The organism is Komagataeibacter melaceti, assembly GCF_003403295.1.
In the GTDB taxonomy this organism is placed as follows: domain Bacteria; phylum Pseudomonadota; class Alphaproteobacteria; order Acetobacterales; family Acetobacteraceae; genus Komagataeibacter; species Komagataeibacter melaceti.
In genome coordinates, this window is record NZ_QUWV01000014.1 from 36,737 (window position 1) to 62,527 (window position 25,791).

Genomic DNA, 25,791 nt, shown 5'->3' on the forward strand with positions numbered 1-25,791 from the left:
TTTTCAGGAATGTTCAGATAACACCGCCTTTTTGAAAAAAAGGCGGCACCCAAAAACTTTTATTGTTTTTAAGGAAGTATCTTAACGACCGCCCCAGAATTCATCCCCCAGATAGTCCGGCGGTCCGCCATCCAGCCCTTCGGACTGGAAGCCATCATCATACGGGCCGGAATAATACCCCATGCCATAACCGTGTTCGTTCCAGTCATTATTGGCGATCGGGGGGCCATCCATGCCGGTGGGTTCCGGCCCGGTGGGGCCTGTGCATGCCGCAAGCAGGCCCGCAAGGCCGAGCAGCGGCAGCATTGCACGCAGGCATGGATGGCGTCTCTTTCCCCTCATATCGGTATCAGTCCTTCAGGGCAGGCTGTGTGGTCTGGCCTGCAAGTGGTCCGGGCACCAGGCGGCCACGGTGCCAGACCTGACTCATGTGGTCGAGTGCGCGAATATCCTGCGCAGGGTTTCCATCCACCACCAGCAGGTCAGCCAGTTGCCCCGGTGCGATCGTGCCCCGATCCGATAGTTGCATGAGATGGGCGGCGCTGCCGGTTGCGAGCGTAATGGCCTGAAGTGGCGTCAGCCCCGCCATGACCGACAGCCGCAGTTCCCTGTGTTCCGCAAAGCCGGGAATACGGGTGGGGGTCGCGCCGGAATCCGTGCCAAAGCCAATGGCTATGCCCGCGTGGTACAGGGTCATGAGATTGGCCATGTTCATGGCCAGTGCCTTGCGTGATGCCGCCGTAAGCGGGGCCGCCAGCACTTTCTGCCGCCATGCGGGATCGGCAAACTGCTGGCGCAGGGCGGGGGAGAGGCCGTAGGCGAAGAACGGGTCATCCAGCCATTCGGGATGCTCGGCGAAAATGTAGTTGGCCTCATCCAGGTCAAGGGTCGCGATATAGCTGGTGCCCTGCTGCTTCATGGTGGTGATCAGCGCCGCATCAACGGGTCTGTCGCGCACGCCATGGGCCAGGATATCCACCCCGGCGGCCACAAGCGCGCGGGCGTCGGACAGGTCATGGATGTGTGCCGCCACCCGCTTGCCGCGCAGATGGGCCTGTGCAATGGCCGCGCGGTATATGGCGGGCTGCATCTTGGGCAGGCCATGCGCCCCGGGCACGCCGTTGCGGAAGTCATCCACCCACAGCTTGATCAGGTCCGTGCCTTCATCGGCCATCCTGTCCACGGCTGCGCGGGCTTCCTCGGGGGTAGTAGGGCGGAAGACCTGATCGGCGCCAAGGTGGAACATGTTCTCCGGTGGCACGCCATCGGGCGCGCCGATGCCCTGGTCCACACCAAACAGGTCCGCGCCCGGGTTGAGCGCGGCATGCTGTTCGCGGCGCATATCGTCAAACAGGGGCGAGCGGTTCAGCCCCAGCGCCGTTACGGTCAGCACGCCATAATGCTCGTACTGTGCCAGCGCGGACAGGATATTCGCACGGGTATAATTGACTTCCCCGTTCTGGGTGCCGCTGACCTGCCCCACATGGCTGTGGTCGGAAATCAGCCCCGGCACGACCGTCCGGCCCGACAGGTCCACCAGCCGGGTATGGGCGGGGATATGGAGGTTGTGGCCGGTTGCGGCGATATGTCCGTCACGGATCAGGATGTCGGTATCATCGCGGGGTGCTGCACCCGTGCCATCAATGACAGTGGCATGACGCAACAGGACGGGCCTGTTGTCGGTTGCGGCATGGGCCACGCCATAAACAGCCATAAGGCTGGTCAGGGCAGCAGCCAGGGTATGACGGCACTGTGGCATGTAAAACTCCAACCTGCGGCGCGGCAGTGTTGACCGTGGCTGGCCCCTGCGTCCAGTCACGTCTGCGCCGGGGGTGGAACGGTTCAGCGGGGCAGGGCCGTGGCGCCGCCTTCCGTCAGGTCCGTAAATGCTTCGGCCACGTCACCACTTTCGGGAAAGCAGACAAGAACGTCATCACTTTCGGTCTTGTTTTCTCGCGCAGGTGTGATGACGCTGTTCCATTCCCGTGCAAGGGACGTGACGGTGCCGATTTCAGGCTCCAGAAACTGCCATGACCCACCATTGGCAGTGGAGCCCATGACGGTGGTCAGCAGAAAGATGCATGCCTGTGGCGGCAGTGGCGAGGGGACGCGCCGGAACTGGTAGATTGTACCGGATTTTCCAAACAATGTGAATGACGTCCACGGTTCCATGGGCCTGTTACCTCCTCGGTCTGGTGGCGCATCATGCCATATTTCCGGGTGGGGGTGAGATGGGACTAATCTGTCTGCCTGCCATGCGTTCCCCGGTCCGCCGTTTCCGTGCGCCCCAGAGCGGGTACGGTTGGCAAATACAGCAATCCTGATTTTGGGGGACTGGGGCGGCATTTCAATGATTCCGCCTTTCTTTTCCGGTGCGGGTGCTGCACTGTGCCGGTCCTGTGGTTCTCGTGGTGCTGCCTGTTCGGCATGTATGGGGAGCGAATATTTCAACAGATAGAAGTAAACAGAACATATCCATGCAGAATAAAGAAACATCCCTTCAGAAACGTTCCCCGCTTGAGTATATGCGTGAAAAAATGGCGCAGGCGGACAGCATGTTCAGAAGTGATCTTTCTACTGCTTCGGATGATGCCGCCATTGTCGGCCTTGCCGGGAAAATCCTTGCCCTGTGCAATGAAGTGGCCGGCGAACTCCAGAAACTGTGCCCGGTCCGGCCCGTGGCCTGTCATGACGGGTGTGATACGTGCTGCCACAGCCTTGTGCAGGTCAATCCCGTTTTCGCAGCCCTTGCCGTGGAAGAAGCGCGCCGGAGCTTTGATGCGGAACAGTTCGCCATTCTGCGTGACAGACTGGCTTCCCCGCCCCGGTTCTGCCCCTTCCTGTTTGATGGGAAATGCTCAATTTACCAGAGCCGCCCCATGGTATGCAGGGGATATTACAGTTTTGATGTGGAACTCTGTAAACAGGGTGATTTTTCTGAAAAGAGCATGGGGTATCAGGGAGATGATGCCCATGCGGCGCATCAGTACATGATTTTCCTGTTTGTTCTTGAAAAACGTATTGAAAGTATTGAGCAGGAAATGGGGCTGGATGCTGGCCCTGTCTTTTTGCACGATGCGGTGCGGGCATTGCTGAAAGACCCGGCGACCCTCGATCTATGGCGCACGGGTGGGCGTGATCTTTTTGCCGGGGCCTGATGGCAGTAATGGCTTTCCGATTTTCTAAAATTATGTGCGGAATTACTTCGAGAGGACGCCTGAAAAAGTAAAAGTTTCTGGATGCCGCCTTTTTTTAAAGGCGGCATGTATCCATCCGAAACGGTCGGCTCTGGCTCAACCACCACCATTAATGTGATACTGACCTCTTGGAGACCCGGTGGGGGATGAAATTTACATCATCAGTCCCACGTATCAGGATGCATCCGTAACGGGAGACGCACCATGAACCCAGCCCTGTTGGCCATTGCCGCTGGCCTTGCCCTGCTGCCCCTGACAGCCCGTGCGCAGTCTTTTCCCATGGGGAGCGTTCAGGGCAACTCTGCCACCACATCCCGTGAACCGACCGTGCCCGGCGGTATGTATGGTCTGGGTGGGCCTTCAATGATGCCCGGTGGCTATGGCATGCCATTTCCATATATGTACAGCCCCTATGTTTCCTACGGTCCGGGTGGCATGGGGGGCGATTACGGCATTGGCTCCGGGCCTTACCCTGCGCAGACCTATGGGCCGGGCAGTCAGGTCATTGTTGATGGGAAACCCGGCTTTCCCCAGAATGGTCCCCAGCCCCCTTGGGGCAGCCGGGTAACGGTTGATGGGAAGTAGGGAGTTGCTTCATGGAGCGATGCACCGCACCTGTCGCATCTTATGCTCGCGATAATGCCACCGTGCGGACTGCATTTTCCAGCATGGGCAATATTTATGGCTGACCATCAGGCTTCTGTGCCTGTGCGTGCCGACATATTCAGATTTTAGGAAGAAATCCGTTATTTCTTATGTAATGCTTGAGCATACCGCATGAAGAAAAGCCGGATATAGCCTGTTATCAAATCAATCACTCGAAAGCGATTGGCGTCCCGTACGGGATTCGAACCCGTGTTGCCGCCGTGAAAGGGCGGTGTCCTAGGCCTCTAGACGAACGGGACTAAAGGCGTGAGCGGTAAGTATCCCGACAGGCGGTGGCGGTCAACCCCTCAATGTGAAAATATTGAATTATTGGACGATTGCCACGTCACGGATGAAAAAAGTGGCGGACTTCCGGCCATTCCAGCTTTCCGCACGCAGCCAGCCCGCCATGTGCAGCGGCGGTGCGTCACGATCTTCCAGCACGGGGGCCAGCGGGCTTTCATTGGCGCGGAACACCAGCGCCTTGAGCCGGGGGCCACGGCCCTCGCCCTGCAGGGTCAGGCGCAGGGTGTTGCCTTCGCGGCCAATCCGCTCGGCATAGGCCACACGTACGCGGGGCAGGGCGATCAGGGGTTCGTCATTTCCCGCGCCGAACGGTGCCAGGCGGTCCATGTCGGTAGCCAGTGCCACATCGGCGGCGGCAACATTCACCACGGCATCAATGGTCAGGTCCACGGCATCGGGCAGGTCGGCGGCGGTGGCCAGGTGGCGATCGAGAAAATCATGCAGCGCCGGGATTCCATCCGCAGGCAGACCGAATCCCGCCGCCATCGCATGTCCCCCGCCGGAGGTGAGCAGCCCCGCCTGTCGCGCCGCGATGATCGCCCCGCCCAGATCCTGCCCCGGCACGGACCGGGCGGAACCTTTTACGCTGCCATCCTCCAGTTCCGCGCCGACCAGAACGGGGCGATTGAATTTTTCCTTGATGCGCCCGGCCACGATACCCACCACGCCGGGGTGCCAGTCGCGCCCGCTCAGCACCAGCACGGCATGGCCCTGCTCGCGCTGCCGGGCCGCCTGCTCCATGGCGCGGTCCAGAATCCCGGCCTCGACACCCTGCCGGTTGTGGTTGACGGAATTCAGGCGCTCGGCCAGCGTCTGGGCCTCGGCCGCGTCATCACATAGCAGCAGGCGCAGCCCCATGCCCGAATCCGCGATGCGCCCGCCCGCATTGATGCGTGGCCCAAGCGCGAAGCCACAGGTAAAGGCGGAAAGCGGGTCCCGCGCGCCCGCCGCGTCCAGCAGGGCCGAAAGGCCGGTGCGCTGCCTGCGCGCCATGATTTTCAGCCCCTGCGTGACAAAAGCGCGATTGAGGCCGCTCAGCGGCATCACGTCGCATACGGTGGCCAGGGCAACCAGATCGAGGCTGTCCATAAGCTGGGGTTCGGGGCGGGAATCAAACCAGCCCTCCCCCCGCAGGATACGCACCGTGGCCACGACGGTAAGGAAGGTGACCGCTGCGGCACAGATGGTGCGCAGGCCCGAGGCACAGTCCGGCCGGTTGGGGTTGACCGTGGCCAGCACGCGCGGCAGCGCGCCCTGCACCTGATGGTGGTCAAGGATGATGACATCCCCCCGCACGCTGGCTGCTTCCAGCACGTCCACCGCCGCCGTGCCGCAGTCCAGGCAGACGATCAGGCTGGCCCCCCTGTCCATCATGGATTCGATGGCGGGCGTGTTGGGGCCGTAGCCCTCTGTCATGCGGTCGGGAATGTGGGTGATGACCGTGCAGCCCATGCCGCGCAGGAAATCGGTCATGAGGGCGGTGGAACACGCGCCATCCACGTCATAATCCCCGAACAGGCCCACCGTCTCGCTGTTGCGGATGGCGGTGGTCAGGCGCGCTGCCGCCGTGTCCATGTCCGCACAGGTGGAGGGATCGGGCATCAGCGCCCGCAATGTGGGGGTCAGGTAGGTGGCGACATCTTCGGGGGCGATGCGGCGCAAAGCCAGCATGCGGCCCACGATTTCGGGCAGGCCGGTCTGCTGGGCAATGGCCATGCCCATGCGGTCGGTATGGCTGGCCTGGCCACCTTCGCGCCAGTTCCACCGCCGCCCCGTTACGCTGCGGGTAACCCCCAGCACGGCTGGTTCCCCCGCTTCAGGCGCGGAAAGGGATGCCGGGGCGGGGGAGAGCAGGTCAGCGGCGGACATGGGTGGAACCTTTGTAATGGGCGGGCTTCAGCCCGCGTCGATACGGATCAGGACGGGTTCGTCCAGCACCGCGGACAGTTCGGCAATATGATGCAGGGCATGCTGCATCGCCGCTTCCGATGTCTTGTGCGTCAGCAGCACCAGCGGCACGGCGCGGGTGCCATCGGGGCGGACCTCATGCGCATCGGCATGCTGGAGCATGCTGCGCAGGGACACGCCATTGTCACGCAGCACGGCGGTGATGTCCGCGATCACGCCGGGGCGGTCCTCCACGTTCAGGCGCAGGTAATATTCGCCCGTGAACGACTTGCTGGGCAGGGCCACGGCCTGTGTCAGGCTGTCCGCATTGCAGCCCCATACGGGAATGGCGGTGCCACGGGCAATGTCGATCAGGTCGGCGCAGACGGCGGTGGCGGTCGGGCCTTCGCCCGCGCCGCGCCCTTCGAGCATCAGGCGCCCGACAAAGGCCCCTTCCGCCACCACGGCGTTGAATACGCCGTTCACCTGCGCGATGGAGGCATCCTGCGGCACAAGGCAGGGATGGACCCGGGCCTCGATCCCGTTTTCATGCTGGCGGGCAATGCCCAGCAGCTTGATGCGGTAGCCCATCTTGCGGGCGAACTGCAGGTCCAGCGCGCCGATGCGGCGGATACCCTCGATATAAAGGGAGGCGAACACGACCGGCCGCCCGAAGGCCAGCCCCGCCAGGATCGCCAGCTTGTGGGCGGTGTCGATTCCATCCACGTCGGTGGAGGGATCGGCCTCGGCGTAGCCCAGCTTCTGCGCGTCGGCCAGGATCTCGGCAAAGTCCCGGCCGGTTTCGTGCATGACGCTCAGGATATAGTTGCACGTGCCGTTCAGGATGCCGCCGATCTTGAGGATACGGTCAGCCGCCAGCCCTTCGCGCACGGTCTTGATGGCGGGGATGCCACCGGCAACCGCCGCTTCGAACATCAATGGCACGCCCGCTTCCTGCGCGGTGCAGGCCAGTTCGGCGCCGTGAATGGCGATCAGCGCCTTGTTGGCCGTGACCACGGGCTTGCGGTGTTCCAGCGCGCGGCTGACCGTCAGCCGCGCCGGGCCTTCCGCCCCGCCGATCAGCTCGGCCACCACGTCCACATCCGGGTGGGCGGCCAGTTCCTCGGGCGTGTCGCACCACGCCACGCCGGACAGGTCGATCCCGCGTTCGCGCGTGCGGTTGCGGGCGCTGACGGCGGTCACCACCAGTTCACGGCCCGCGCGGGCGCGGATCAGCGCCGCGTTTTCGTGCAGCAGCCTGAAAACGCCCGTGCCAACCGTGCCCAGCCCGGCAATGCCGATGCGCAGGGGGCTGGGTGCAGGGGTGGATTGGGTAGGAGTCATTTCTTTTCCGTCAACCGATAGGGCAGTCATGAATGGGCGGAGTGGGTGTCGTGCAGGGGGGCGGCCTGCTGTGTGGTCGGGCTGGTGCCGCCGTGTTCCGTCATGAAATGGCGGATGGAGCGGCAGGCCTGCCGCAGGCGCTGGGTGTTTTCCACCAGGCCGATGCGCACGAACCCTTCGCCATGTTCACCAAAGCCCAGTCCGGGGGCCACGGCCACGCCCGCTTCCTTCAGCAGCAGCTTCGAGAAATCGACGCTGCCCAGATGGCGGAAGCGTTCGGGAATCGGCGCCCATGCGAACATCGACCCCTCGGGCGAGGGCACGTCCCACCCCGCCGCGTGCAGGCCCTGGATCAGCACGTCGCGGCGCTTGCGATAGATGTCGCGAATTTCGGCCACGCAGTCCTGCGGGCCGCTCAGCGCGGCCACGGCGGCGACCTGGATGGGGGTGAACGCGCCATAGTCCAGATAGGACTTGATGCGCGTCAGCGCCGAGATCAGGCGCGGATTGCCCGCGGCAAACCCCATGCGCCAGCCCGCCATGGAATAGGTCTTGGAAAGGGAGGTGAACTCCACCGCGATGTCCTTCGCCCCCGGCACTTCCAGGATGGAGGGGGGCACGTTGTCGCCAAAATAGATTTCGGCATAGGCAAGGTCGGACAGGATCCAGATTTCGTGCTTGCGGGCGAAGGCCACCAGCTTGCGGTAGAAATCAAGGTCAGCAAGGTAGGCGGTGGGATTTGACGGGAAGTTGACGATCAGCGCCGTGGGCTTCGGCACGGAATGGCGCACCGCGCGGTCCAGTGCTTCAAGCATTTCGTCATCCGGCGTCGCGGGAATCGAGCGCACGGACGCCCCGGCGATGATGAAGCCGAACTGGTGGATCGGGTAAGACGGGTTGGGCACCAGAATGGTGTCGCCCGGGCTTGTCACGGCGGAGGCGAGGTTGGCCAGCCCTTCCTTTGAGCCAAGGGTCGCGATCACTTCCGTTTCCGGGTCCAGCTTCACGTTGAAGCGGCGTTCGTAATATCCCGCCAGCGCCCGGCGCAGGCCGGGGATGCCACGGCTGACGGAATAGCGGTGCGCGCGCGGGTCGGACACGGTTTCCACCAGCTTCTGCACGATGTGCGGCGGGGTGGGGGTGTCCGGGTTGCCCATGCCCAGATCGATAATATCCTCCCCCCGCGCTCGGGCCTGGGCCTTGGCCTTGTTGACTTCGGCGAAGACATAGGGCGGCAGCCGGCGGATACGATGGAATTCTTCGGTCATGGGACGCTCTGTTGAGGGCGCGAAGCTGTGCGCCGGGTTAAAAATCGGGTCGTGACAGCCCGCGCGGGGCGCGGGTGCCGGGGCACTCTAGCGCACGATGGCAATTCTTGCACCATTGCCAAAGGCATGGGCGTGTACTGCAATGCGGGTGGCTGGCACGCCACGCGCCACAAGCAGGCGGGTCAGGGTGCGGGTGCGCAGTATGGCCAGGTTCAGCGCCGCCGCCTGGCCCTCGGCCGTGGCGGTCGCGGCGTTGCCGTACCCGTTCACGATCACGAAGCGGTTGCCACGGTCGTTTATGATGGAAGTGACCACATCTTCCTCGCCCGGTTCGATCTGGTCCGATCCGGGCAGGAAGCGCACGTCTTCCCCATCATCAGGGCTGGCGAGGTTGTACGATGGCAGGTCCATGCCATCCCGCTTCGCATTGTCCGGCACATCAATTCCGGCAATGGCGGGCAACGGCGGCGGGCCATCGGCCATCTGTGGCAGGTTGGCGGGCATGGCCTCGGGGTTGTCCGGCACGGTGGTCGTGACTTCGGGCATGACAAGCTGGCCCCGGCTGTCCCGCACGGGGGCGGCCTGATGGGTCATGCCCGGCGGGGCGGTGCGGGCGCTGCCGGATGTGGCTCCGGCCGACGGTGTGCTTGCGGGCGGTGGCGCGCCATCCGCCGCCCTGAGCGATGCGGACTGCGTACCCTTGCCCGTGCGGGCGGGCACCGGCGGTACATCCGCGAGCGAGGGCATGGTCCCCATGATCGCATCCTGCCGCTGGCTGAGTTCGTGCTGGGCCTCCAGATCGGCGGTAATGTCCGCGCGCAGGTCGGGCGAGGGGAGTTCGGGCGCCCCGTGCGGGCCAAGCCCGATCTTGGGATAGGGCTGGTGCGCGCCGGGTGGTGGCGGGCGCTGCTGGCCGATCACGCCACCCTGATAGTTATGGTACCAGTCGGTTACGGTGTCGATCGTGTCCTGATGGTGGGCGCATCCGGCCATGCCCGTTGCCAGCAGGGCGAGCAGCGCCGTCCCGATGGGGCGGGCGAATCCGGTAGGCGGAAAAAAAAATCTTCCCGGACTTGGCGATGGTGCCGGCTTTCCCAATTTCTAGCTCCCGTGGCCCTTTGCGGCCCTGCAGTACGACATGGCCGGGGCAAACTAGCCTGCAATGTCGATCTTAGCGAGGGGGGCGGGCGCATCGCGCCGGGATCATCACGTGCCGATTGTCAGGTCGGGACTTGGCACCGGACGCAAGGCGGCGCAGGATAAGGACATGACTAGGCCAGTCCCGGAGAAAAGGGAGAACCCGATGAACGGCATGCAGCCGAAACACCGTGTCCGCATGGATGACGAAGATCCGAGAGATCCCGATATTCCCGAACCCCAGGGCCCGGAAACCGAGGAGCCGGATCGCAACCGTACCCTCTCATCCCCCATTGGGGAACTGGAAAGCCGCCTGTTTGACCAGCGCAAGGTGCTGGTGTTCGGCCCGATCAATGACAAGATCGCCCGTGACGTGACCGGCCGCCTGCTCGCGCTGGCGGGCACGTCGGACAAGCCGATCGATGTGTACGTGAACTCGCCCGGTGGCCATGTCGAAAGTGGTGACACGATTCACGACATGATCCGCTTTGTCGATTCGATCGCCCCGGTCAACGTGATCGGCACAGGCTGGGTCGCCTCCGCCGGTGCGCTGATTTTCGCGGCGGGGAACAAGGACCGGCGTTTCTGCCTGCCCAACACCCGCTTCCTGCTGCACCAGCCCATGGGCGGCGTGCGCGGTCCCGCCACCGATATCGATATCGAGGCACGGGAGATCATCAAGATGCGCGAGCGTCTCAACCGGCTGTTCGCCGATGTGACGGGCCAGCCTTATGACAAGGTGCGCAAGGATACGGACCGCAACTACTGGATGGGTGCGGCCGAGGCGATCGAGTACGGGCTGGTTACGCGCGTGATCGACAAAATCTCCGACCTGCATTGATCCAGGGCAAGGCGCAGCTCTCGGCACGTTCATAAAATCTGGCATTACCATTTGCGGGGACCACCTCTGGCGGTCCCCGCAAATTCCAGATAACAGTTCTGCACTTCTTGTTGACTATGATTGAATAAGTGGACCGGCAATGGGATGTCAGGCTGTTTTGAAGAACGCCCCATCGGCCGGCGTACCCACGTGACACCGTTCCGAGCAGCGAGCCGATATGACGAAATCACTTTCTGAAATCTATACCAGCCTCCCTGAGGCCCGGGACCCGGGTGCCGCCACGCCAGATGCGGTGGCAAAGGCCGATTTTAACGCCCGTCACTGGTCCAGCCCTGTTCCCGGTCCGCTCAAGCCCGGCTCGGCGGAGCACAAGCGGGCGGTTGCGGAAATGTTCCGTGATACCTTCAATCCGTACAAGCCTTCGGTCATTGAATGGCCCAAGCTGGATGCCGAGACGCTGCGGCGCGTGACCTCTCTGCCCATATGGGATATCGCGGTACAGACGGAAGGCAAGGCCCGGCTGCGCATGGCTGCCTACGCCCGCCTGGTTGAAGACCCGGACATGAAGGACGCCCTGTCGCGCAATGCGTGGGAGGAGAACCGCCACAAGGAGGTTCTTGCCAACATGGTCGCGGCCTATGGCATCCCGCTGGCGTCCGAACCCCCCTACATCGAACCGCGTGATGTGGAATGGGCCTATATGGTCACGGGCTTTTCGGAATGTGTGGACAGCTTCTTCGCGTTCGGCCTGTTCGCCATCGCCCGCAAGTCCGCTTTCTTCCCGCCCGCGCTGATCGAGACGTTCGAGCCGGTCATGCAGGAGGAATGTCGCCATATCCTGCTGTTCGCCAACTGGCTGGCCTGGTACCGCGCCACCATGCCACTGTGGCGCAGGCCGTGGTTTGAACTGCGCGTGCTGGGTGTGTGGCTGTTCCTGCTTTATGAACGCATCGGCATGGTCACGACCTTCGATGCGGACGGGAACAAGCACCAGCAGGATAACAACTTCACCGTGCATGGCACGAAGGATGTCGCCAATGTCGATGTTCCCCTGCGTGACATGATCGACATGTGCCTGATCGAGAACGAGCGTCGTTTCGCCGGTTACGATCCGCGCCTGCTGCGGCCGAAGCTTGCGCCCAACCTTGCGCGCTTCCTGCGTTTCTTCCTGCGTCGTACGCCCAATTCCGCCATGCTGGAAAGCCAGCCCGGCGCGGCCTGACATCTCGTGTGGTGCCCCCTTCCGTTGCGGCAGGGGGCACCATGCCGATTAGCCCAGCGTGGGTGCGACCGGCCCCGCGCCAAAGTCGAGCTGGCCCAGATAGGCCACGCGGGTAGCGGGGATGATGTCCCCGATCCGGCCGCCCTCGATACGGGCATAACCGTAAACCTTGCTTTCTTCCTCGTCCGACCCGATGGCAAGCCCGGCGAACTGCCTGCCCGCGCCGTCCTTGAGCTGCCAGATGTCACCACGGACGACCGCATCATATTTATAGCGGAAGCCCGGAACGATCTTGGTCAGCAGCAGGGGCATCGCCTCCGTCACATCCACGGCGGTGCGCACGAACTGCGTGCAGTCCTGATCCGGGGCGAAATAGCCGCGCATGTCCTTGGTCATCAGGATCAGGCCGGGGCGGATGCCCTCGTTTGATACGAGGCGGCTGCGGATGACGATTTTCTGGTCATCGCGCGAAATTTCCGAGGCCAGCATCACGGTCCCGACTTCTGCTTTCAGCAGGTCGGGCACCACGATCATCTGCGTCAGGGGAAGTGTGGCGAGCGTGGTCATCTCTCTATTCTCCATCAGGACATTACCGGGGCGGATGATGCAGACTGTGCGCTCCGTTTGATGTCATGACAACCGCATGCCGGTCATGATGTTCCATGGGGCCATGGCACCCGCGCGCCTGCCGCGTGGCACGATGGCCGTGGCAATAACCGGAATGGGGACGAACCGGGCCACGGTGGCTGACGTGGCAGCACAAAGTGGATGGCAAGGTCGGTCCGTTCCTGCAACAATGTGTGGCTGGTGCAGGATGTGGCGTGCCTGATGCGGCGCGTTCGTCCCGGCCCTTGGTGACCTGCCTTCATGAATGATAGGTGATCGGCATGACCGTCATTTCTTCCCCCCAGTCCCCCATGCCTGCCCATTACAGTTGGGAGACGCGCTGGCTGCACTGGATTACGGCCGTGCTGGTGGTCGAGCAGTTTGTGGTGGGCCAGGTCGGCTGGCATTTCATGGAACGCACCGCGCCGATGCGGCCCCTCATGGTGGTGACGCACACATCGCTGGGCGTCCTGCTGGCCGCCGTGTTCCTGACGCGCGTGGCCTGGGGCATGACAGGGGGGCGGGCGATCCGCTTTCCCGTCGTGACGGCCCAGGACCGGGCGGCGAAGGGTGTCCACCATCTGCTCTACATGCTGCTGGGGGGTGAGATCGTGCTGGGCTATATGGCGCGCTGGTCCACCGGGCGGCCCATAATTGCCTTCGGCATGCCGATCAACTCGCCATTCCCCGCCATGTCATCCGCGACGCACCATTTTTTCTCATGGTTGCACCACTGGGGGGCGTGGCTGCTGTTCTGGGTGGCGCTTTTCCATGCCTGTGCCGGACTTTACCACCTGCTGTTCTGCCGGGACCGGGTTTTCCAGCGCATGTTACCGTAATGATGGATATATGCCTGCTGAATAGTCTGTCCGGGCTGCTGGACAAGCCAGAACATCATGCTCTGCCGGGAAGTATAAAATAGGAAAAAAAACCTAAATGTGATAATTTTGCATGTTGTATCATGCATATCCTTGGGAATATCTGTATATTCACAGGCTTGGGATTGAGCGTGAGGATATATAGAAATCATACATGTATGATTTCTGTTGCATCTCCTCTGGGTGTTTATTAGTGTTAACCCAATATCAGCAAACGTAAATAAATAGCTGATAACCTTATTGGAACATCCCTGCTGCACGCGGTTGATGCCTGATAATTTTTCCACATTCCTGCGTGTGGAGCCGGTTATATGCCTGCGTTATACCAGTAATTGGATGGTATTGATCGTTCAAAATGGAATCTATGAGCAATCCTGTCTATGAGCTGAAGGTTTATAGCCCCTTCCTTTTAATCGGTGCATTTATTGTCTGTATAATGGGCGCGTGGGTTACCATGCGCCTCGTCACCCGTATTTCCGAAACACGCGGCGGGCAGCGCATCGGCTGGTACCTGATGGCAGCCGTGGCGGGCTCCACCTTTGTCTGGTGTACGCATTTCGCCAGCATGCTGGCCTATCATTCCGGCGCCGGGGGGCATCTGGCCCCGATCAGGACGGCCCTGTCGCTGCTGGTCATCTTTGTGGCCATACCCTGCGCGGTGGGGGCGGCCATCAGGCTGCGCGGATGGGGCGGCTGCCTGACCGGGGGCACGATCCTGGGCCTTGGCATCGCGGGGATGCATTATACCGGCATGGCGGCCTACCGGCTGGATGCGCCGGTGGTGTGGAACACGCCGCTCATGGCGCTGTCCATCGGGATCGGGATCGGGCTGTCCACGGTTGCGCTAAGGCTGGCGCTACAGCCCGCCGGTCTGCGGCGTGAGATTGAAATGACGCTGGCCATGGCGGGCGCCGTGGCCGGACTGCATTTTACCGGCATGGCGGCCATGCATGTGATCATGCGGGCGCATATGGGCGCGATGCACGACAACCAGCAGTTCCAGATGATCGGATTCGCGGTGCTGGGCGGTTCGCTGCTGACCATCATCACCGGCATCGCCAGCTATGTCATTGATGGCAGCCTGCGCCGGGAATCGTATGGCGAACTGCATCGCATGGCGATGTCCGACGCGCTGACGGGCCTGCCCAACCGCATAAGCTTCAACGAACGACTGGCCGAGGAAGTGGCGCGGTCTGACCAGCGCGACCGGCCCTTTGCCATGATCGGCATCGATCTGAACAAGTTCAAGGAAATCAATGACACCCGGGGCCACGCCGCGGGTGATACGGTACTGGTGACCCTGGCGAAACGGTTCTGCGCCCTGCTGGGGGAAGGGGAATTTGTTGCCCGTCTGGGCGGTGATGAATTCGTAGCACTTCACCGCATGGTGGATGACAGGGAACTGCATGGTTTCGTGAAGCGTATCCAGCAGGCGCTCAACCAGCCCATCCAGATTGATGACTACATGGTCACAAGCGGCGGCAGCATTGGCGTGGCGGTCTATCCCATTGACGCCAGCGATGGCGAGACCCTGATTTCACGCGCTGACATGGCGATGTACCGCGCCAAGAGCGACCTGCATCAGAATGTCTGGTTCTATGAAAGCTCACTCGACCAGAACGTACGTGAACGCCGTGCGCTGTGTGAGGACCTGAAGCAGGCCATGGCGAAGCAGCAGCTTTCGCTACACTATCAGGTGCAGACCGTGGTTGCGACAGGCGAGGTCTCGGGCTACGAGGCGCTTCTGCGGTGGAACCACCCCACGCGCGGTTCCGTGCCGCCGCTGGAAATCCTTGAACTGGCGGATGAAAGCGGCCTGATCATTCAGCTTGGCGAATGGGTGCTGGAGCATGCCTGTCAGGCCGCTGCGGGGTGGGAGGGAAATATCTGCGTCGCGGTCAACATGTCGGCCTCGCAGTTCCTTGAACCCCGCTTTGTCGAGACCGTGCGCGGGGTCCTGGAGCGTACGGGCCTGCCAGCCAGCCGCCTTGTGATTGAAATTACGGAAGGCACCGTGCAGCGCGACCGGACCCGTGCGCTGCTCATGGCGCAGAAGCTGCATGCGCTCGGGGTCCGTTTTGCGCTGGACCAGTTTGGCGGGGAGAATTCCGTCCTGGCCGCGCTGTGTGATTTCCCCTTTGACAAGATCAAGCTCGACCGCCTGGTCATGCAGCAGGTCACGACCGACCCCCGCGTGGCGGAGCTGGTCCGTGCTGTCACGATTGCCGGTCACGCCCTGCACATATCGGTTCTGGTGCAGGGGATCGAGACGGGTGACCAGCTCGCCCTTGTTTATTCCGAGGGGTGTGACGAAGGGCAGGGTTACCTGCTTGGCGCTCCCGGCCAGACCATTACAGGTGCGGCAGTCCGCCATGTAGGCGGGGGACAGACCCCACGCCTGCAGCAGGCCGGACAGAAAAGCCGCCGATTTCATTCTTCTCCTTATTTTGTCCCGCGATTTGAGAGCTCTGGAATCCGTTATGAAACAGTATGAGGACGCGACCACTCCGCCCGGAATGGACGGAAAAACGGATACCAGACTGGCGGACCGGGCTACGGGAATGACGGCGGATGTCAGCCTTGAACTGCTGGAGCAGGCCACGGACGGCATCGTGATCATCAATGAACGTAACGAGGTGATCTTCTTCAACCCGGCGGCGGAAAAGCTGTGGGGCTTTGCCGAAAGCGAGGTGCTGGGACAGAATGTGAGCCGCCTCGTCCCCTCGGTCTATCGCCCCGACCATGACAGCTACATCGACCGGAACCGTGAGAGCGGCATGGACCGGATTGTCGGCACATCGCGCGAGGTCACGTTCGAGAACAAGGCCGGCGACTACATTTCAGGCGAGATGTCGATCTCGACCGCCGTGCTGGGGCCGGAAAAGAAACGCTACTACATGGCCATCATGAAGGGCGTGACCGAGGAGAGCCACCGCCGCAAGCTGCATGACCTGCAGAACACGGTGTTCGAGGCCATCTCGAACGACATGATGATCCCCGATGTGGCCGACCTGATCTGCCGGGAGGTGGAAAGCTTCGTGCCCAACACGGTGGCTGTCCTTATCCTGCTGGGGGACAACAACCGACTGCATATCCTGTCGGGTCCGGGCCTGCCGCGCCATTACGCCACGGCGCTGGAAAATGTGGAACTGAGCGAGGAAGACCTTGCCACCATCGCCCGTGATCCGCAGGCGGTCGGGCGCATCGTGTGGGACAGCTACAGCTCGCTTGGCATCTCGCTGGGGCTGCACAACTGCTGGGCTTCGGCCATCAAGTCACGCAATGGCCGGATTTCGGGCATTTTCGCCCTCTATTCACGCAATCAGTACAAGCTGAGCGACTGGCCGCAGAAGATCGTGACCGGCTCCGTCTCGTTCTGTGGCGTGGTGATCGAGAATTACGAGGCACAGCAGCATATCTCCCAGCTTGCGAACTATGATTCGCTGACCGGGCTGCTCAACCGCTCCGCCATTCACAAGGTCATCAGGTCGATGATCGACCTGCCGGGGGACAATAATTTCGCGATCTTCATGGTCGATATCGACCGTTTCCGCGATATCAATGACACGCTGGGCCACATGAATGGCGATGCCTTCCTCAAGGCCATTGCCCACAGGCTCAAGACCCTGTCGCGCACCAACTATATCATCAGCCGGTCGGGGGGAGATGAGTTCGTCATCGTGCTGCCCGACACGAATGAGGCGCGGGCCGTGATCTTTGCTGACCGGCTGATCAAGGGCATGCAGGAGCCGGTCGAGATTGCGGGCAACCTGCTGGTCGTATCACTGGGTATCGGGATCAGCATTTTCCCTGAAAACGGCCCCGATGGGCAGTCCCTGCTCAGCCATGCCGAAAGCGCCATGCGCCGGTGCAAGAAGGAAGGGCGCGGGGGATACTGCGTGTCCAGCACGGCGGATAACCGCGCGGCGGAAGACCGGCTCCTGCTGGGGTCCGCGCTGCGTGATTCGCTGGCCCGTGGCCTTTTGAACCTGCACTACCAGCCCCAGATCGATATCCGCACCGGCAAGCTGTACGGGGCGGAGGCACTGTCGCGGTGGAACCACCCCACGCTGGGCAACATCTACCCCTCACGCTTCATCGCGGTGGCGGAGGATACCGGGCAGATCGAGACCATCGGCGCGTGGTCGCTGGAGGAAGCGGTCAGCCAGGTCGTGCGTTGGGACAAGGAAGGGCTGCATGTGCCCGCCGTGTCGGTCAACCTGTCGGCGGTGCATTTCTGCAACCGGGACCTGCCGCTGCTGATCGAACGTATCCTCAAGGAACATGGCGTGGCCCCCAGGCGGCTGACCGTTGAGATAACGGAAAGCGTCATGATGGGGGAGAACGAGGAAACGATGCGGGGGCTGTCCGCGATCCGTGCCCTTGGTGTCGGGCTGTCGATGGATGATTTCGGCACGGGGTATTCGTCCCTGTCCCGTCTTACGCGCCTGCCGCTGACCGAAATCAAGATCGACCGCACGTTCATCATGAACCTTGAGCAGGATGCCAATGCGCAGGCGGTCACCACCGCGGTCATCGGCATTGGCAACCGGCTGAACATGACGGTCGTGACCGAAGGGGTCGAGACGGAGGCGCAGCTCAAGCTGCTGCAGGGCCTGAACTGTGACGTGGCGCAGGGCTACCTGTTCGCGCGGCCCATGACACCGGATGACGTGCTGGCCTGGTCGCGTGAGCCGCATCCATGGCGGCCGGACCCGCTGCCTGCACCCCAGCCGTAAGAAATTGCCCTGACATAACAGGTTGATAGGTAATAAAAGTTTTCAGATATCGCCTTTTTTCCAACAAGGCGATGTTCTTTAAGGCTTTTCGGGAAAAGCTTCTCCAGAAACTTCTTCATGATTTCCAGCCGGGGCGGTTTGCATGGCAGGGCGCGCATGTCCTACATCGGGGGAAAGACGTGTGGGCACTGCTTGGCCCGGCACGATGTTTCCTGCCCCAGCTTCCGTTCGGTAACGGTTGGCGGGCACATGGCCACAGGATAGTCCCATGACCTTACCCGTTTTTGATCTTTGTCTGAAAAATGGCAGTGTCGTCCTGCCAGATGCCACGGTCGTGACCGATGTGTATGTGCGCGACGGCCGTATTGCCCGACTTGGCGGGCAGGGCGATGCCGGCAGGGTCATTGACTGTACGGGCCTGACCATCCTGCCCGGCGTGATTGATACGCAGGTCCATTTCCGTGAGCCGGGCCTGACCGGGGCGGAGGATCTGGCCACCGGCAGCATGGCTGCCGTGATGGGCGGCGTGACCGCCGTGTTCGAGATGCCCAACACCCGCCCCGCCACCGACTGCCCGGAAGCGGTGCTGGACAAGCTTGAGCGCGCACGTGGGCGCATGTGGTGTGACCATGCCTTCTACGTTGGCGCGACCACCGACAATGCGGACCGCTGTGGTGAGCTGGAAATGCTGCCGGGTACGGCAGGCATCAAGATTTTCATGGGTTCATCCACCGGCAACCTGCTGGTGTCGGATGACCGGGTGCTGGAACGTGTGCTGCGCTCCGGCCGCCGCCGCGTCGCCATCCATGCTGAGGATGAAACCCGTCTGCAGGAGCGCCTGTCCGAGCGGCAGGCGGGCGATCCGTCCTCCCACCCCGTATGGCGCGATGAGGAGACGGCCCTGCGCGCCACGCAGCGCATCGTGCATCTGGCGCGGCGCACGGGGCGGCGTATCCATGTCCTGCATGTCACCACGCCCGCAGAGCTGGAATTCCTTTCGGCGCATAAGGACATCGCCAGTTGCGAGGTCACGCCCCAGCACCTGACCCTGGCGGGGGAAGACGCCTATGCCGAACTTGGCACACTGGCGCAGATGAACCCGCCCATCCGTGGCCGCGAATGGCGTGACGGGCTGTGGTACTGGATGGACCAGCGCGTGCCCGACATCATCGGCTCCGACCATGCGCCGCATACGCTGGAAGCCAAGCAGCGTGCCTATCCCGATTCGCCTTCCGGTATGCCGGGCGTGCAGACGCTGCTGCCGCTGATGCTCGATCACGTGGCCCATGGGCGGCTGTCACTACGCCGGGTGGTGGACATGACCTCCACCGGGCCGCAGCGCCTGTTCGGACTCGTGGGCAAGGGGCGTATTGCGGTGGGGTTTGATGCCGATTTCTCGGTCGTGGACCTTGGTGCCCGCTGGACGGTCCAGCAGGACTGGCTGGCCTCGAAATGCGGGTGGTCGCCTTTTGTCGGGCGTGAACTGACGGGTCGCCCGATTGGTACGGTCATTCGGGGTAATGTCGTGATGTGGGAAAATGAACTGGCGCCCACCGCACAGGGTGAACCCCTGCGCTTTGAGGCAACGGACCGCCCGCAGGGTTCTGAAGCCTAAAAATAAAAGTTTTTGGGTGCCGCCTTTTTTCAAAAAGGCGGCGTTACCCCAATCTTTTTGAAGTTTTGGGGAGGCCACCGGCCCGGCTGCAAAGCCGGGTCTGGCAGGCAAAAGCGGCATGATGGATCATTGCCGCAGCAGGTCGGAATATGGGCCTGCGTCGCGTGCCCTCTATTCCCACGATGGCGAAAATCACCGGAATTCCGGGAAAGTGGATGCGAACAGAAAACCACCCCGATGTATCAGGTGAAATTCCAGCACATATTCATTTTTAAGGGAATGAATGGTGCCCAAGGGCGGGATCGAACCACCGACACTGCGATTTTCAGTCGCATGCTCTACCAACTGAGCTACTTGGGCACCGGGCCGTTGTCCGGCGCATCACGGTGGTCTGTGCCTCCGTGACGGTGGACAAGCGTTTAACCTACCTCATCGTCGGGATCAACCCGTCTTGTGTATTTTTCATCCGCGTCGGGTGCGATCTCTGTCGATGGCACGCGGTACTGCCCCGAAAACCAGCGACCAAGATCAACATCGGCGCAGCGGCGTGAGCAGAATGGCCGGTAGCGGGCCTGCGCGGGCTGGCCGCAGATGGGGCAGGGCGGCAGGGTGGATGGTTCAGTCATGGTCAAATCTCCAGCCATTGGCGGGCAGGGTCTGATCCGGGACAGGCTGGAGCATGCGGCCGGTCAGGCGCATGAAATCCTCCATCCAGGCGGGATGGTCCTGCAGGATCTGCATGATACCATATCCACATTCCAGCCTGACAGGCCGACCATTGGGCGGCATGCCCCGGTCTGCCTGCATCCGCACCCGCAGTGCGCGCAGCAGGCGGCCCGCGCGGGAGTTCAGCAGTTCATGCAGTGGCGGATGCACGCGCGGCCGCACGATCTCGGCCAGCCCCAGCGCCGTAAAGCCCAGAAAGCGCGGGCGCAGCGGGTCAAGCGCCAGTGCGGCCCCGATCGTCTCCCCGAGCGCCCTGCGCTTGCGGATGGCCAGACCCGCTACATCCACGATAATCGCGCCAGACAGGTTGCGCAGCCGCAACTGGTGCAGCAGGTCGGGCAGGGCATCACGGTTGGCGGCGAACTGGGCGGTCTGCTTGGGGCGCCTGTCCGCGCTGGCTGCCCCGCCATCCATGTCAATCGCCACCAGCGCCGGGGTGGGGGTGATGCTGGCCGACATGCCGCCGGGCAGGGCCACGACGGGGTCTTCCAGCGCATCGGCCTGCGCGCGCAATTCACTGTCAAAGGCAGAGTTGACGCGCGTAAGCCGGGGGTGGAAGGCAGCAGGGATCAGGGTTGCGATATTTGCGTCATCAATCACGATGGGCGCATCGGGATACTGCCGGGCAAGGCGTTCCAGCGGTGTCGGGCCACGCCGCAGCAGTTGTGGCTCAGCCCCGCCGGGCAGGTTGGAGGGCAGGTTGCGCGCGCCCAGCCGCACGCCCTTGCCGCCCTGCGCGCTGCGGGTAACGGTCACAAGGACGCTCTGCCCCTGTGTCAGCGGGCCAAGCCCCTCGGAATCAGGCAGGAAGCCCGCCTGTTCCTGTCCGGGCAGGGTGATGAAGGTACCGCCAAGGGCGGGCACGTGGGCGCTGACGGGCGCGCGATAGATGTCACCCACCCCGTCGGCCATGTCAGGCCGCCACAGGGTGAAATCCAGCAGTTGCCCGTTGCCGGTTACGGCAAGGCGGATTTCCCCCGGCCCGCTGCTGGCGCAGATGCGCGTGTTCAACGGAGCCAGTTCCCCTTCTGCCCGCGCAGCATCTGCGCCGTCTCGAACAGGGGCAGGCCCACGATGCCGGTGTAGCTGCCCGACAGGAACCGCACGAATGCCGCCGCGTGCCCCTGTATGGCGTAACCGCCCGCCTTGCCGTTCCAGTCTCCGGCGGCAAGAAGTGCCTCGATCTGTGCGGGGGTCAGGCGGGAAAACGTCACCGTGCTGGTAACAAGCCGGTTGCCCGCACGTCCCTCGCGCCATGCGGCGGTGGGGCGGATGGACACGGCCGTATGGACGCTGTGGCGGCGGCCGGACAGCAGGTTGAGGCAGGTGCGCGCGGTCTGCGCGTCCTCGGCCTTGGGCAGGATGCGCCGCCCGAGTGCGACAACCGTGTCGGCAGCGATGACGAGTGCCGGAATATCGAGTGCGGCCGCCACATGGTCCGCCTTTTCAGCGGCCAGCCGCTGGGCATAGGGGCGGGGCAGTTCGTCGCGGCGGGGTGTCTCGTCAATATCGGCGGGATATATGCGGTCCGGGACGATCCCGATCTGGCGCAGGAGTTCCTGCCGCCGGGGGGAGGCCGAGGCAAGGACCATCCGCGCGCCCGCATCCACCCCCGCCGGGGTGGGGGCTTCGGTCATGACCGACAATGCGCGGCTTACTTGAAGCGGAAGGTGATGCGACCCTTTGTCAGGTCATAGGGCGTCATTTCCACATTCACGCGGTCCCCCGCGAGGACACGGATGCGGTTCTTGCGCATCTTGCCGCTGGTATGCGCCAGGATGGTATGCTCATTATCCAGCGTGACGCGGAACATGGCGTTGGGCAGCAGCTCGGTTACCGTGCCGCTGAATTCAATCATGTCTTCTTTAGACATCGTGTCCTTCAATCATTGGAGTTGCCGTTTTGCTGCGGGCCCGCAGCGCAGTACGGTTGGTTTATGTGGGGGTGCGGGCGGCGCGGGTCAAGCTCCATCATGCGCGCGGTCAAGTGCGGCAAGCCTTACGGCCACGCTCAGGGCATGCGCATCAAGCCCTTCCGCCTCCGCCAGGCTTACGGCGGCGGGGCCGATTTCACGTAGCGACTCGGCCTGCGCCTCGATGAACGTGGTGCGCTTGATGAAGTCGAACACCGACAGCCCGGACGAGAAACGCGCCGTGCGGCTGGTCGGCAGCACGTGGTTGGGGCCACCCACGTAATCGCCAATGGCCTCGGGGCAGTACCGCCCGACAAAGATGGCCCCGGCATGGCGCACCCGGTCGAATACCGGAGTGGGCGCATCGACCATGAGTTCCAGATGTTCCGGCGCGATCTCGTTTACAAGGTCCGCCGCCTCATCAAGGTTGCGCACGGTAATGATCGCCCCGTGCGTATCCCAGCTTGTGCGGGCGATTTCGGCACGCGGCAGGGTCTTGAGTTCGGTTGCGACCGCCTGTTCCACCTTTGCCGCCATCTCCGCATCGGGCGTGATCAGGATGGACTGGGCCATGGGGTCGTGTTCCGCCTGCGCCAGGAGGTCGAGGGCGATGGCGCGCGGGTCGTTATTGCCATCCGCCACCACGACCACCTCGGACGGGCCGGCGATGGAGTCGATTCCCACCGTGCCGAACACCTGCCGCTTGGCCTCGGCTACATAGGCATTGCCCGGACCCACTACACGGTCCACCGGGGCGATGGTGGCGGTGCCATAGGCCATGGCCCCCACCGCCTGCGCGCCACCCACGCGGTAGATTTCGGTCACGCCAGCGCGCCGTGCCGCCGCCAGCACCAGCGGGTTGAGCACGCCATCGGGCGTGGGCACGCACATGGCGATGCGCCGCACGCCCGCCACATGCGCGGGGATGGCGTTCATCAGCACGGAGGAGGGATAGGCCGCCTTGCCACCGGGCACGTAAAGCCCGACCGAATCCAGCGCCGTCCAGCGCATGCCCAGCGTAACCCCGGCGGCGTCGGTATAGCACAGGGACTCCGGCATCTGTGCCCTGTGGAACGACTCGATGCGGGTGGCCGCGAGGTCCAGTGCCGCCAGCAGTTCGGCCGAAACACTGGCGCAGGCGGCCTCGATCTCATCCGCCGTGATGCGCAGGCCCGCGGGCGTTACGTCCATGCGGTCGAAGCGGCGGGTGAACTCACACAGTGCCTCATCCCCACCGGCGCGTACGGCGGCGAGGATTTCAGCCACCGGGGCGTCCACGCTGGCGGTGTCACTGTCCCGCTCGGCCAGCAGGCTTGTGAACTGCGCGCGGAAATCGGGCTGTGTAATGTCGAGACGCTTCATGCCGTGTGGTCCTTGGCTTGCGCCGGAGGGGAGGCCAGCGCCGTACGGAAACGGTTGATAAGGGCGGTGATACGCTCGGGCTGGGTCTTCAGCGCCGTGCGGTTCACGATCAGGCGGCTGGTGACATGGGCGATGACGTCGGTTTCCTCCAGCCCGTTGGCGCGCAGGGTGGAGCCCGTATCGACCAGATCCACGATCAGGTGCGACAGGTCCAGCACCGGGGCCAGTTCCATCGCGCCATGCAGGTGCACGATGCTGGCGTTGATGCCGCGCGCCGCGAAATGCCGCCGCGTGAGGGAGGGGTACTTCGTCGCCACCCGCACCTGTGACAGGCGGTTGGGATTATCCTCCTGCCCGCTCCGGTCACGGGGCTGGGCGATGGAAATGCGGCAGCCGCCAATACCCAGGTCAAGCGGGGCATAGATTTCGGGGTAGTCGAATTCCATCAGCACGTCGGCGCCGCATATGCCGACCTGCGCACCGCCGAAGGCGACGAATGTCGCGACATCGAACGAGCGCACGCGCACTACGTCGATACCGGGGTCATTGGTTTCAAAACGCAGCAGACGGCTTTTTTCGTCGTTGAAATCCGGGCCGGGCACGATGCCCGCCCTATGCAGAAGCGGCGCCGCGGCTTTGAGGATACGGCCCTTGGGCAGGGCCAGTATCAGCGGACTATCCGTTTCCGGGGCGGGGGGCTGGGCCGGTGACAGGGCGGTCAATGCATTCTCCGACATGAGAGCAGGCGCGCCCCGGCGGGCAGGGCGCTTTTTCGTGACATGCGCGCATACCACATTCAGCCATCATGCAGGAAGGGCGCTTTTCCGGGGGCAGCCGTGACTAGCCGGATACGCGCTCGATATGCGCGCCGCACTGGGCCAGCTTGCGTTCCACCGCCTCGTAACCACGGTCAAGGTGATAGACGCGGCTCAGGATCGTCTCGCCATGGGCGGCAAGCCCCGCCAGAATGAGCGAGAACGATGCCCGCAGGTCCGTCGCCATAACCGGCGCACCGGACAGGGAATGCACGCCACGGATGATGGCGGACGACCCATGCACGTTGATGCGCGCGCCCATGCGGTTGAGTTCGGGCACATGCATGAAGCGGTTTTCAAAAATGGTTTCGGTCACCATGGACGCGCCTTCGGCCACCGACAGCAGCGCCATGAACTGGGCCTGCATGTCCGTGGGGAAACCGGGATAGGGCTCGGTCATGATATCGACGCCGCGCAGCGCGCCGGTGCGCTGGACCCGGACCGCCCCGTCCTCCTGCACCATTTCCACGCCCGCTTCCTCCAGCGCGCGCACTACCGCGCCCAGATGCTCGACCTGGCCGCCGACAAGGCGCAGTTCCCCGCCGGTAATGGCGGCTGCACAGGCATAGGTGCCACATTCGATGCGGTCGGGCATGACGCGGTACCGCGCGCCATGCAGTTCCTCCACGCCATCAATGACCAGCTTGCCGGTGCCCACGCCGGTAATGCGGGCGCCCATGGCGTTGAGGCAGCCCACCAGATCACCGATTTCCGGCTCACGCGCGGCGTTGACGATCTCGGTCCGCCCCTTGGCCAGGCAGGCGGCCATGAGCAGGTTTTCCGTCGCCCCCACCGAGGCGAAGGGCAGGATGACCCGCTCCCCCTTCAGCCCGCCGGGGGCGGAGGCATGGATATAGCCGTTTTCCAGCGTGATCCTGGCCCCCAGCGTTTCCAGCGCCTTGAGGTGCAGGTCAACGGGGCGGGTGCCGATGGCGCAGCCGCCGGGCAGCGATACGCGCGCCTCCCCACACCGGGCCAGCAGCGGGCCGAGCACAAGGATCGAGGCCCGCATTTTGGAGACGATGTCGTAGGGCGCTTCCGTGTTGGTGATGCTGCCGCCCACCGCCAGCGTGCCGCCATCACCGTTCACATCCTCTACCGTCAGGCCGTGCTGTTCGAGCAGGCGGCGCATGGTGCGGATGTCGGCAATGCGGGGCACGTTGTCCAGCACGAGCCGTTCGGAGGTGAGCAGTCCGGCAACCAGCAGCTTCAGGGCCGAATTCTTCGCCCCCCCGATAATGATGTCGCCACGCAGCGGGTGCCCGCCGTGAATGATGAAACGGTCCATGCC

The 25,791-nt window shown here is 63.2% G+C and carries 24 protein-coding genes and 2 tRNA genes; 8 read left to right on the forward strand and 18 right to left on the reverse strand.

Annotated elements, in window-relative coordinates:
• Window positions 1-81 precede the first annotated feature (81 nt).
• The 4 genes from DY926_RS01730 to DY926_RS17765 form a co-directional block, all read right to left on the reverse strand.
• On the reverse strand, window positions 82-342 hold the full coding sequence (locus DY926_RS01730) for a hypothetical protein (RefSeq protein ID WP_116701812.1): 261 nt from the start codon (window positions 340-342) through the stop codon (window positions 82-84).
• A gap of 7 nt (window positions 343-349) precedes the next feature.
• Complete coding sequence (locus DY926_RS01735; RefSeq protein ID WP_116701813.1) at window positions 350-1,759, reverse strand: amidohydrolase family protein; 1,410 nt, start codon at window positions 1,757-1,759, stop codon at window positions 350-352.
• 83 nt (window positions 1,760-1,842) lie between these two features.
• Window positions 1,843-2,172 (reverse strand): hypothetical protein, encoded by a 330-nt coding sequence (locus tag DY926_RS01740; RefSeq protein ID WP_116701814.1) that lies wholly within the window; start codon window positions 2,170-2,172, stop codon window positions 1,843-1,845.
• 275 nt (window positions 2,173-2,447) lie between these two features.
• A complete protein-coding gene (locus DY926_RS17765; RefSeq protein WP_241503008.1) occupies window positions 2,448-2,714 on the reverse strand; it encodes a hypothetical protein in 267 nt (88 codons plus the stop codon).
• A gap of 6 nt (window positions 2,715-2,720) precedes the next feature.
• Here DY926_RS17765 and DY926_RS17770 point away from each other — a divergent pair, with 6 nt between their 5' ends.
• Both DY926_RS17770 and DY926_RS01750 read left to right on the forward strand, forming a co-directional pair.
• Window positions 2,721-3,158 (forward strand): YkgJ family cysteine cluster protein, encoded by a 438-nt coding sequence (locus tag DY926_RS17770; protein WP_241503006.1) that lies wholly within the window; start codon window positions 2,721-2,723, stop codon window positions 3,156-3,158.
• Between the two features lie 243 nt (window positions 3,159-3,401).
• Entirely contained in the window at window positions 3,402-3,782 is a 381-nt protein-coding gene (locus tag DY926_RS01750; RefSeq protein WP_116701816.1) for a hypothetical protein, read from the forward strand.
• 244 nt (window positions 3,783-4,026) lie between these two features.
• Here the strand turns inward: DY926_RS01750 and DY926_RS01755 are convergent.
• The 5 genes from DY926_RS01755 to DY926_RS01775 form a co-directional block, all read right to left on the reverse strand.
• Window positions 4,027-4,102: transfer RNA gene (locus DY926_RS01755), tRNA-Glu, on the reverse strand.
• Between the two features lie 67 nt (window positions 4,103-4,169).
• A complete protein-coding gene (recJ, locus tag DY926_RS01760) occupies window positions 4,170-6,017 on the reverse strand; it encodes a single-stranded-DNA-specific exonuclease RecJ (RefSeq protein ID WP_116701817.1) in 1,848 nt (615 codons plus the stop codon).
• A 27-nt stretch (window positions 6,018-6,044) separates the two neighbouring features.
• The gene (locus DY926_RS01765) at window positions 6,045-7,379 is read right to left on the reverse strand and encodes a homoserine dehydrogenase (RefSeq protein WP_116701818.1); all 1,335 of its coding nucleotides are present in this window, start codon (window positions 7,377-7,379) and stop codon (window positions 6,045-6,047) included.
• A gap of 26 nt (window positions 7,380-7,405) precedes the next feature.
• Window positions 7,406-8,647, reverse strand: a complete 1,242-nt coding sequence (locus DY926_RS01770; protein WP_116701819.1) for an LL-diaminopimelate aminotransferase — start codon at window positions 8,645-8,647, stop codon at window positions 7,406-7,408.
• An 87-nt stretch (window positions 8,648-8,734) separates the two neighbouring features.
• Entirely contained in the window at window positions 8,735-9,745 is a 1,011-nt protein-coding gene (locus tag DY926_RS01775; protein ID WP_116701820.1) for an OmpA family protein, read from the reverse strand.
• A gap of 205 nt (window positions 9,746-9,950) precedes the next feature.
• On the opposite strand from DY926_RS01775, the gene DY926_RS01780 reads away from it, so the two are divergent.
• Together DY926_RS01780 and DY926_RS01785 are read left to right on the forward strand one after the other, a co-directional pair.
• A complete protein-coding gene (locus DY926_RS01780) occupies window positions 9,951-10,625 on the forward strand; it encodes an ATP-dependent Clp protease proteolytic subunit (protein WP_116701821.1) in 675 nt (224 codons plus the stop codon).
• Between the two features lie 217 nt (window positions 10,626-10,842).
• A complete protein-coding gene (locus DY926_RS01785) occupies window positions 10,843-11,847 on the forward strand; it encodes a ferritin-like domain-containing protein (RefSeq protein WP_116701822.1) in 1,005 nt (334 codons plus the stop codon).
• Between the two features lie 48 nt (window positions 11,848-11,895).
• Here the strand turns inward: DY926_RS01785 and DY926_RS01790 are convergent, their stop codons facing one another.
• Entirely contained in the window at window positions 11,896-12,414 is a 519-nt protein-coding gene (locus DY926_RS01790; RefSeq protein WP_116701823.1) for a hypothetical protein, read from the reverse strand.
• Between the two features lie 320 nt (window positions 12,415-12,734).
• Between DY926_RS01790 and DY926_RS01795 the strand changes: the two genes are divergently transcribed.
• From DY926_RS01795 to DY926_RS01810, 4 genes are all read left to right on the forward strand, one after another.
• Window positions 12,735-13,292: a cytochrome b gene (locus DY926_RS01795; RefSeq protein ID WP_116701867.1), complete on the forward strand. Its 558-nt coding sequence runs from the start codon at window positions 12,735-12,737 to the stop codon at window positions 13,290-13,292.
• 493 nt (window positions 13,293-13,785) lie between these two features.
• A complete protein-coding gene (locus DY926_RS01800) occupies window positions 13,786-15,825 on the forward strand; it encodes a putative bifunctional diguanylate cyclase/phosphodiesterase (RefSeq protein WP_241502999.1) in 2,040 nt (679 codons plus the stop codon).
• A 67-nt stretch (window positions 15,826-15,892) separates the two neighbouring features.
• A complete protein-coding gene (locus tag DY926_RS01805) occupies window positions 15,893-18,070 on the forward strand; it encodes an EAL domain-containing protein (protein ID WP_241503007.1) in 2,178 nt (725 codons plus the stop codon).
• A 268-nt stretch (window positions 18,071-18,338) separates the two neighbouring features.
• Window positions 18,339-19,685, forward strand: a complete 1,347-nt coding sequence (locus DY926_RS01810) for a dihydroorotase (RefSeq protein WP_116701826.1) — start codon at window positions 18,339-18,341, stop codon at window positions 19,683-19,685.
• Window positions 19,686-19,969: 284 nt separating this feature from the next.
• On the opposite strand, the gene DY926_RS01815 is transcribed toward DY926_RS01810, so the two are convergent.
• From DY926_RS01815 to murA, 8 genes are all read right to left on the reverse strand, one after another.
• Window positions 19,970-20,045, reverse strand: a tRNA-Phe gene (locus DY926_RS01815).
• Window positions 20,046-20,104: 59 nt separating this feature from the next.
• The gene (locus tag DY926_RS01820) at window positions 20,105-20,311 is read right to left on the reverse strand and encodes a DNA gyrase inhibitor YacG (protein WP_116701827.1); all 207 of its coding nucleotides are present in this window, start codon (window positions 20,309-20,311) and stop codon (window positions 20,105-20,107) included.
• A complete protein-coding gene (locus DY926_RS01825) occupies window positions 20,304-21,422 on the reverse strand; it encodes a ribonuclease E/G (RefSeq protein ID WP_186336036.1) in 1,119 nt (372 codons plus the stop codon). Before DY926_RS01825 ends, DY926_RS01820 begins: the two co-directional genes overlap by 8 nt.
• A complete protein-coding gene (locus tag DY926_RS01830; RefSeq protein WP_116701868.1) occupies window positions 21,419-22,048 on the reverse strand; it encodes a Maf family protein in 630 nt (209 codons plus the stop codon). Before DY926_RS01830 ends, DY926_RS01825 begins: the two co-directional genes overlap by 4 nt.
• A gap of 17 nt (window positions 22,049-22,065) precedes the next feature.
• Window positions 22,066-22,284: a translation initiation factor IF-1 gene (gene infA, locus DY926_RS01835; RefSeq protein ID WP_010508114.1), complete on the reverse strand. Its 219-nt coding sequence runs from the start codon at window positions 22,282-22,284 to the stop codon at window positions 22,066-22,068.
• Between the two features lie 87 nt (window positions 22,285-22,371).
• The gene (gene hisD / locus DY926_RS01840; RefSeq protein WP_116701828.1) at window positions 22,372-23,685 is read right to left on the reverse strand and encodes a histidinol dehydrogenase; all 1,314 of its coding nucleotides are present in this window, start codon (window positions 23,683-23,685) and stop codon (window positions 22,372-22,374) included.
• Entirely contained in the window at window positions 23,682-24,479 is a 798-nt protein-coding gene (gene hisG / locus DY926_RS01845; protein ID WP_408886023.1) for an ATP phosphoribosyltransferase, read from the reverse strand. The genes hisD and hisG overlap by 4 nt, the downstream gene beginning before the upstream one ends.
• 46 nt (window positions 24,480-24,525) lie before the next feature.
• Complete coding sequence (gene murA, locus DY926_RS01850) at window positions 24,526-25,788, reverse strand: UDP-N-acetylglucosamine 1-carboxyvinyltransferase (RefSeq protein WP_116701830.1); 1,263 nt, start codon at window positions 25,786-25,788, stop codon at window positions 24,526-24,528.
• Between the last annotated feature and the right edge of the window lie 3 nt (window positions 25,789-25,791).

Excerpts from the sequence above, each read along its gene's own strand:
- DY926_RS01810 (WP_116701826.1), top strand. The coding sequence starts at position 18,339 with ATGACCTTACCCGTTTTTGATCTTTGTCTGAAAAATGGCAGTGTCGTC.
- DY926_RS01765 (WP_116701818.1), bottom strand. The coding sequence starts at position 7,379 with ATGACTCCTACCCAATCCACCCCTGCACCCAGCCCCCTGCGCATCGGC.
- DY926_RS01795 (WP_116701867.1), top strand. The coding sequence starts at position 12,735 with ATGACCGTCATTTCTTCCCCCCAGTCCCCCATGCCTGCCCATTACAGT.
- recJ (WP_116701817.1), bottom strand. The coding sequence starts at position 6,017 with ATGTCCGCCGCTGACCTGCTCTCCCCCGCCCCGGCATCCCTTTCCGCG.
- DY926_RS01785 (WP_116701822.1), top strand. The coding sequence starts at position 10,843 with ATGACGAAATCACTTTCTGAAATCTATACCAGCCTCCCTGAGGCCCGG.
- DY926_RS01830 (WP_116701868.1), bottom strand. The coding sequence starts at position 22,048 with ATGACCGAAGCCCCCACCCCGGCGGGGGTGGATGCGGGCGCGCGGATG.
- DY926_RS01770 (WP_116701819.1), bottom strand. The coding sequence starts at position 8,647 with ATGACCGAAGAATTCCATCGTATCCGCCGGCTGCCGCCCTATGTCTTC.
- DY926_RS01750 (WP_116701816.1), top strand. The coding sequence starts at position 3,402 with ATGAACCCAGCCCTGTTGGCCATTGCCGCTGGCCTTGCCCTGCTGCCC.
- infA (WP_010508114.1), bottom strand. The coding sequence starts at position 22,284 with ATGTCTAAAGAAGACATGATTGAATTCAGCGGCACGGTAACCGAGCTG.
- DY926_RS01800 (WP_241502999.1), top strand. The coding sequence starts at position 13,786 with ATGCGCCTCGTCACCCGTATTTCCGAAACACGCGGCGGGCAGCGCATC.
- DY926_RS01730 (WP_116701812.1), bottom strand. The coding sequence starts at position 342 with ATGAGGGGAAAGAGACGCCATCCATGCCTGCGTGCAATGCTGCCGCTG.
- DY926_RS01735 (WP_116701813.1), bottom strand. The coding sequence starts at position 1,759 with ATGCCACAGTGCCGTCATACCCTGGCTGCTGCCCTGACCAGCCTTATG.
- murA (WP_116701830.1), bottom strand. The coding sequence starts at position 25,788 with ATGGACCGTTTCATCATTCACGGCGGGCACCCGCTGCGTGGCGACATC.
- DY926_RS01805 (WP_241503007.1), top strand. The coding sequence starts at position 15,893 with ATGACGGCGGATGTCAGCCTTGAACTGCTGGAGCAGGCCACGGACGGC.
- hisD (WP_116701828.1), bottom strand. The coding sequence starts at position 23,685 with ATGAAGCGTCTCGACATTACACAGCCCGATTTCCGCGCGCAGTTCACA.
- DY926_RS01780 (WP_116701821.1), top strand. The coding sequence starts at position 9,951 with ATGAACGGCATGCAGCCGAAACACCGTGTCCGCATGGATGACGAAGAT.
- DY926_RS01740 (WP_116701814.1), bottom strand. The coding sequence starts at position 2,172 with ATGGAACCGTGGACGTCATTCACATTGTTTGGAAAATCCGGTACAATC.
- DY926_RS01820 (WP_116701827.1), bottom strand. The coding sequence starts at position 20,311 with ATGACTGAACCATCCACCCTGCCGCCCTGCCCCATCTGCGGCCAGCCC.
- DY926_RS01790 (WP_116701823.1), bottom strand. The coding sequence starts at position 12,414 with ATGACCACGCTCGCCACACTTCCCCTGACGCAGATGATCGTGGTGCCC.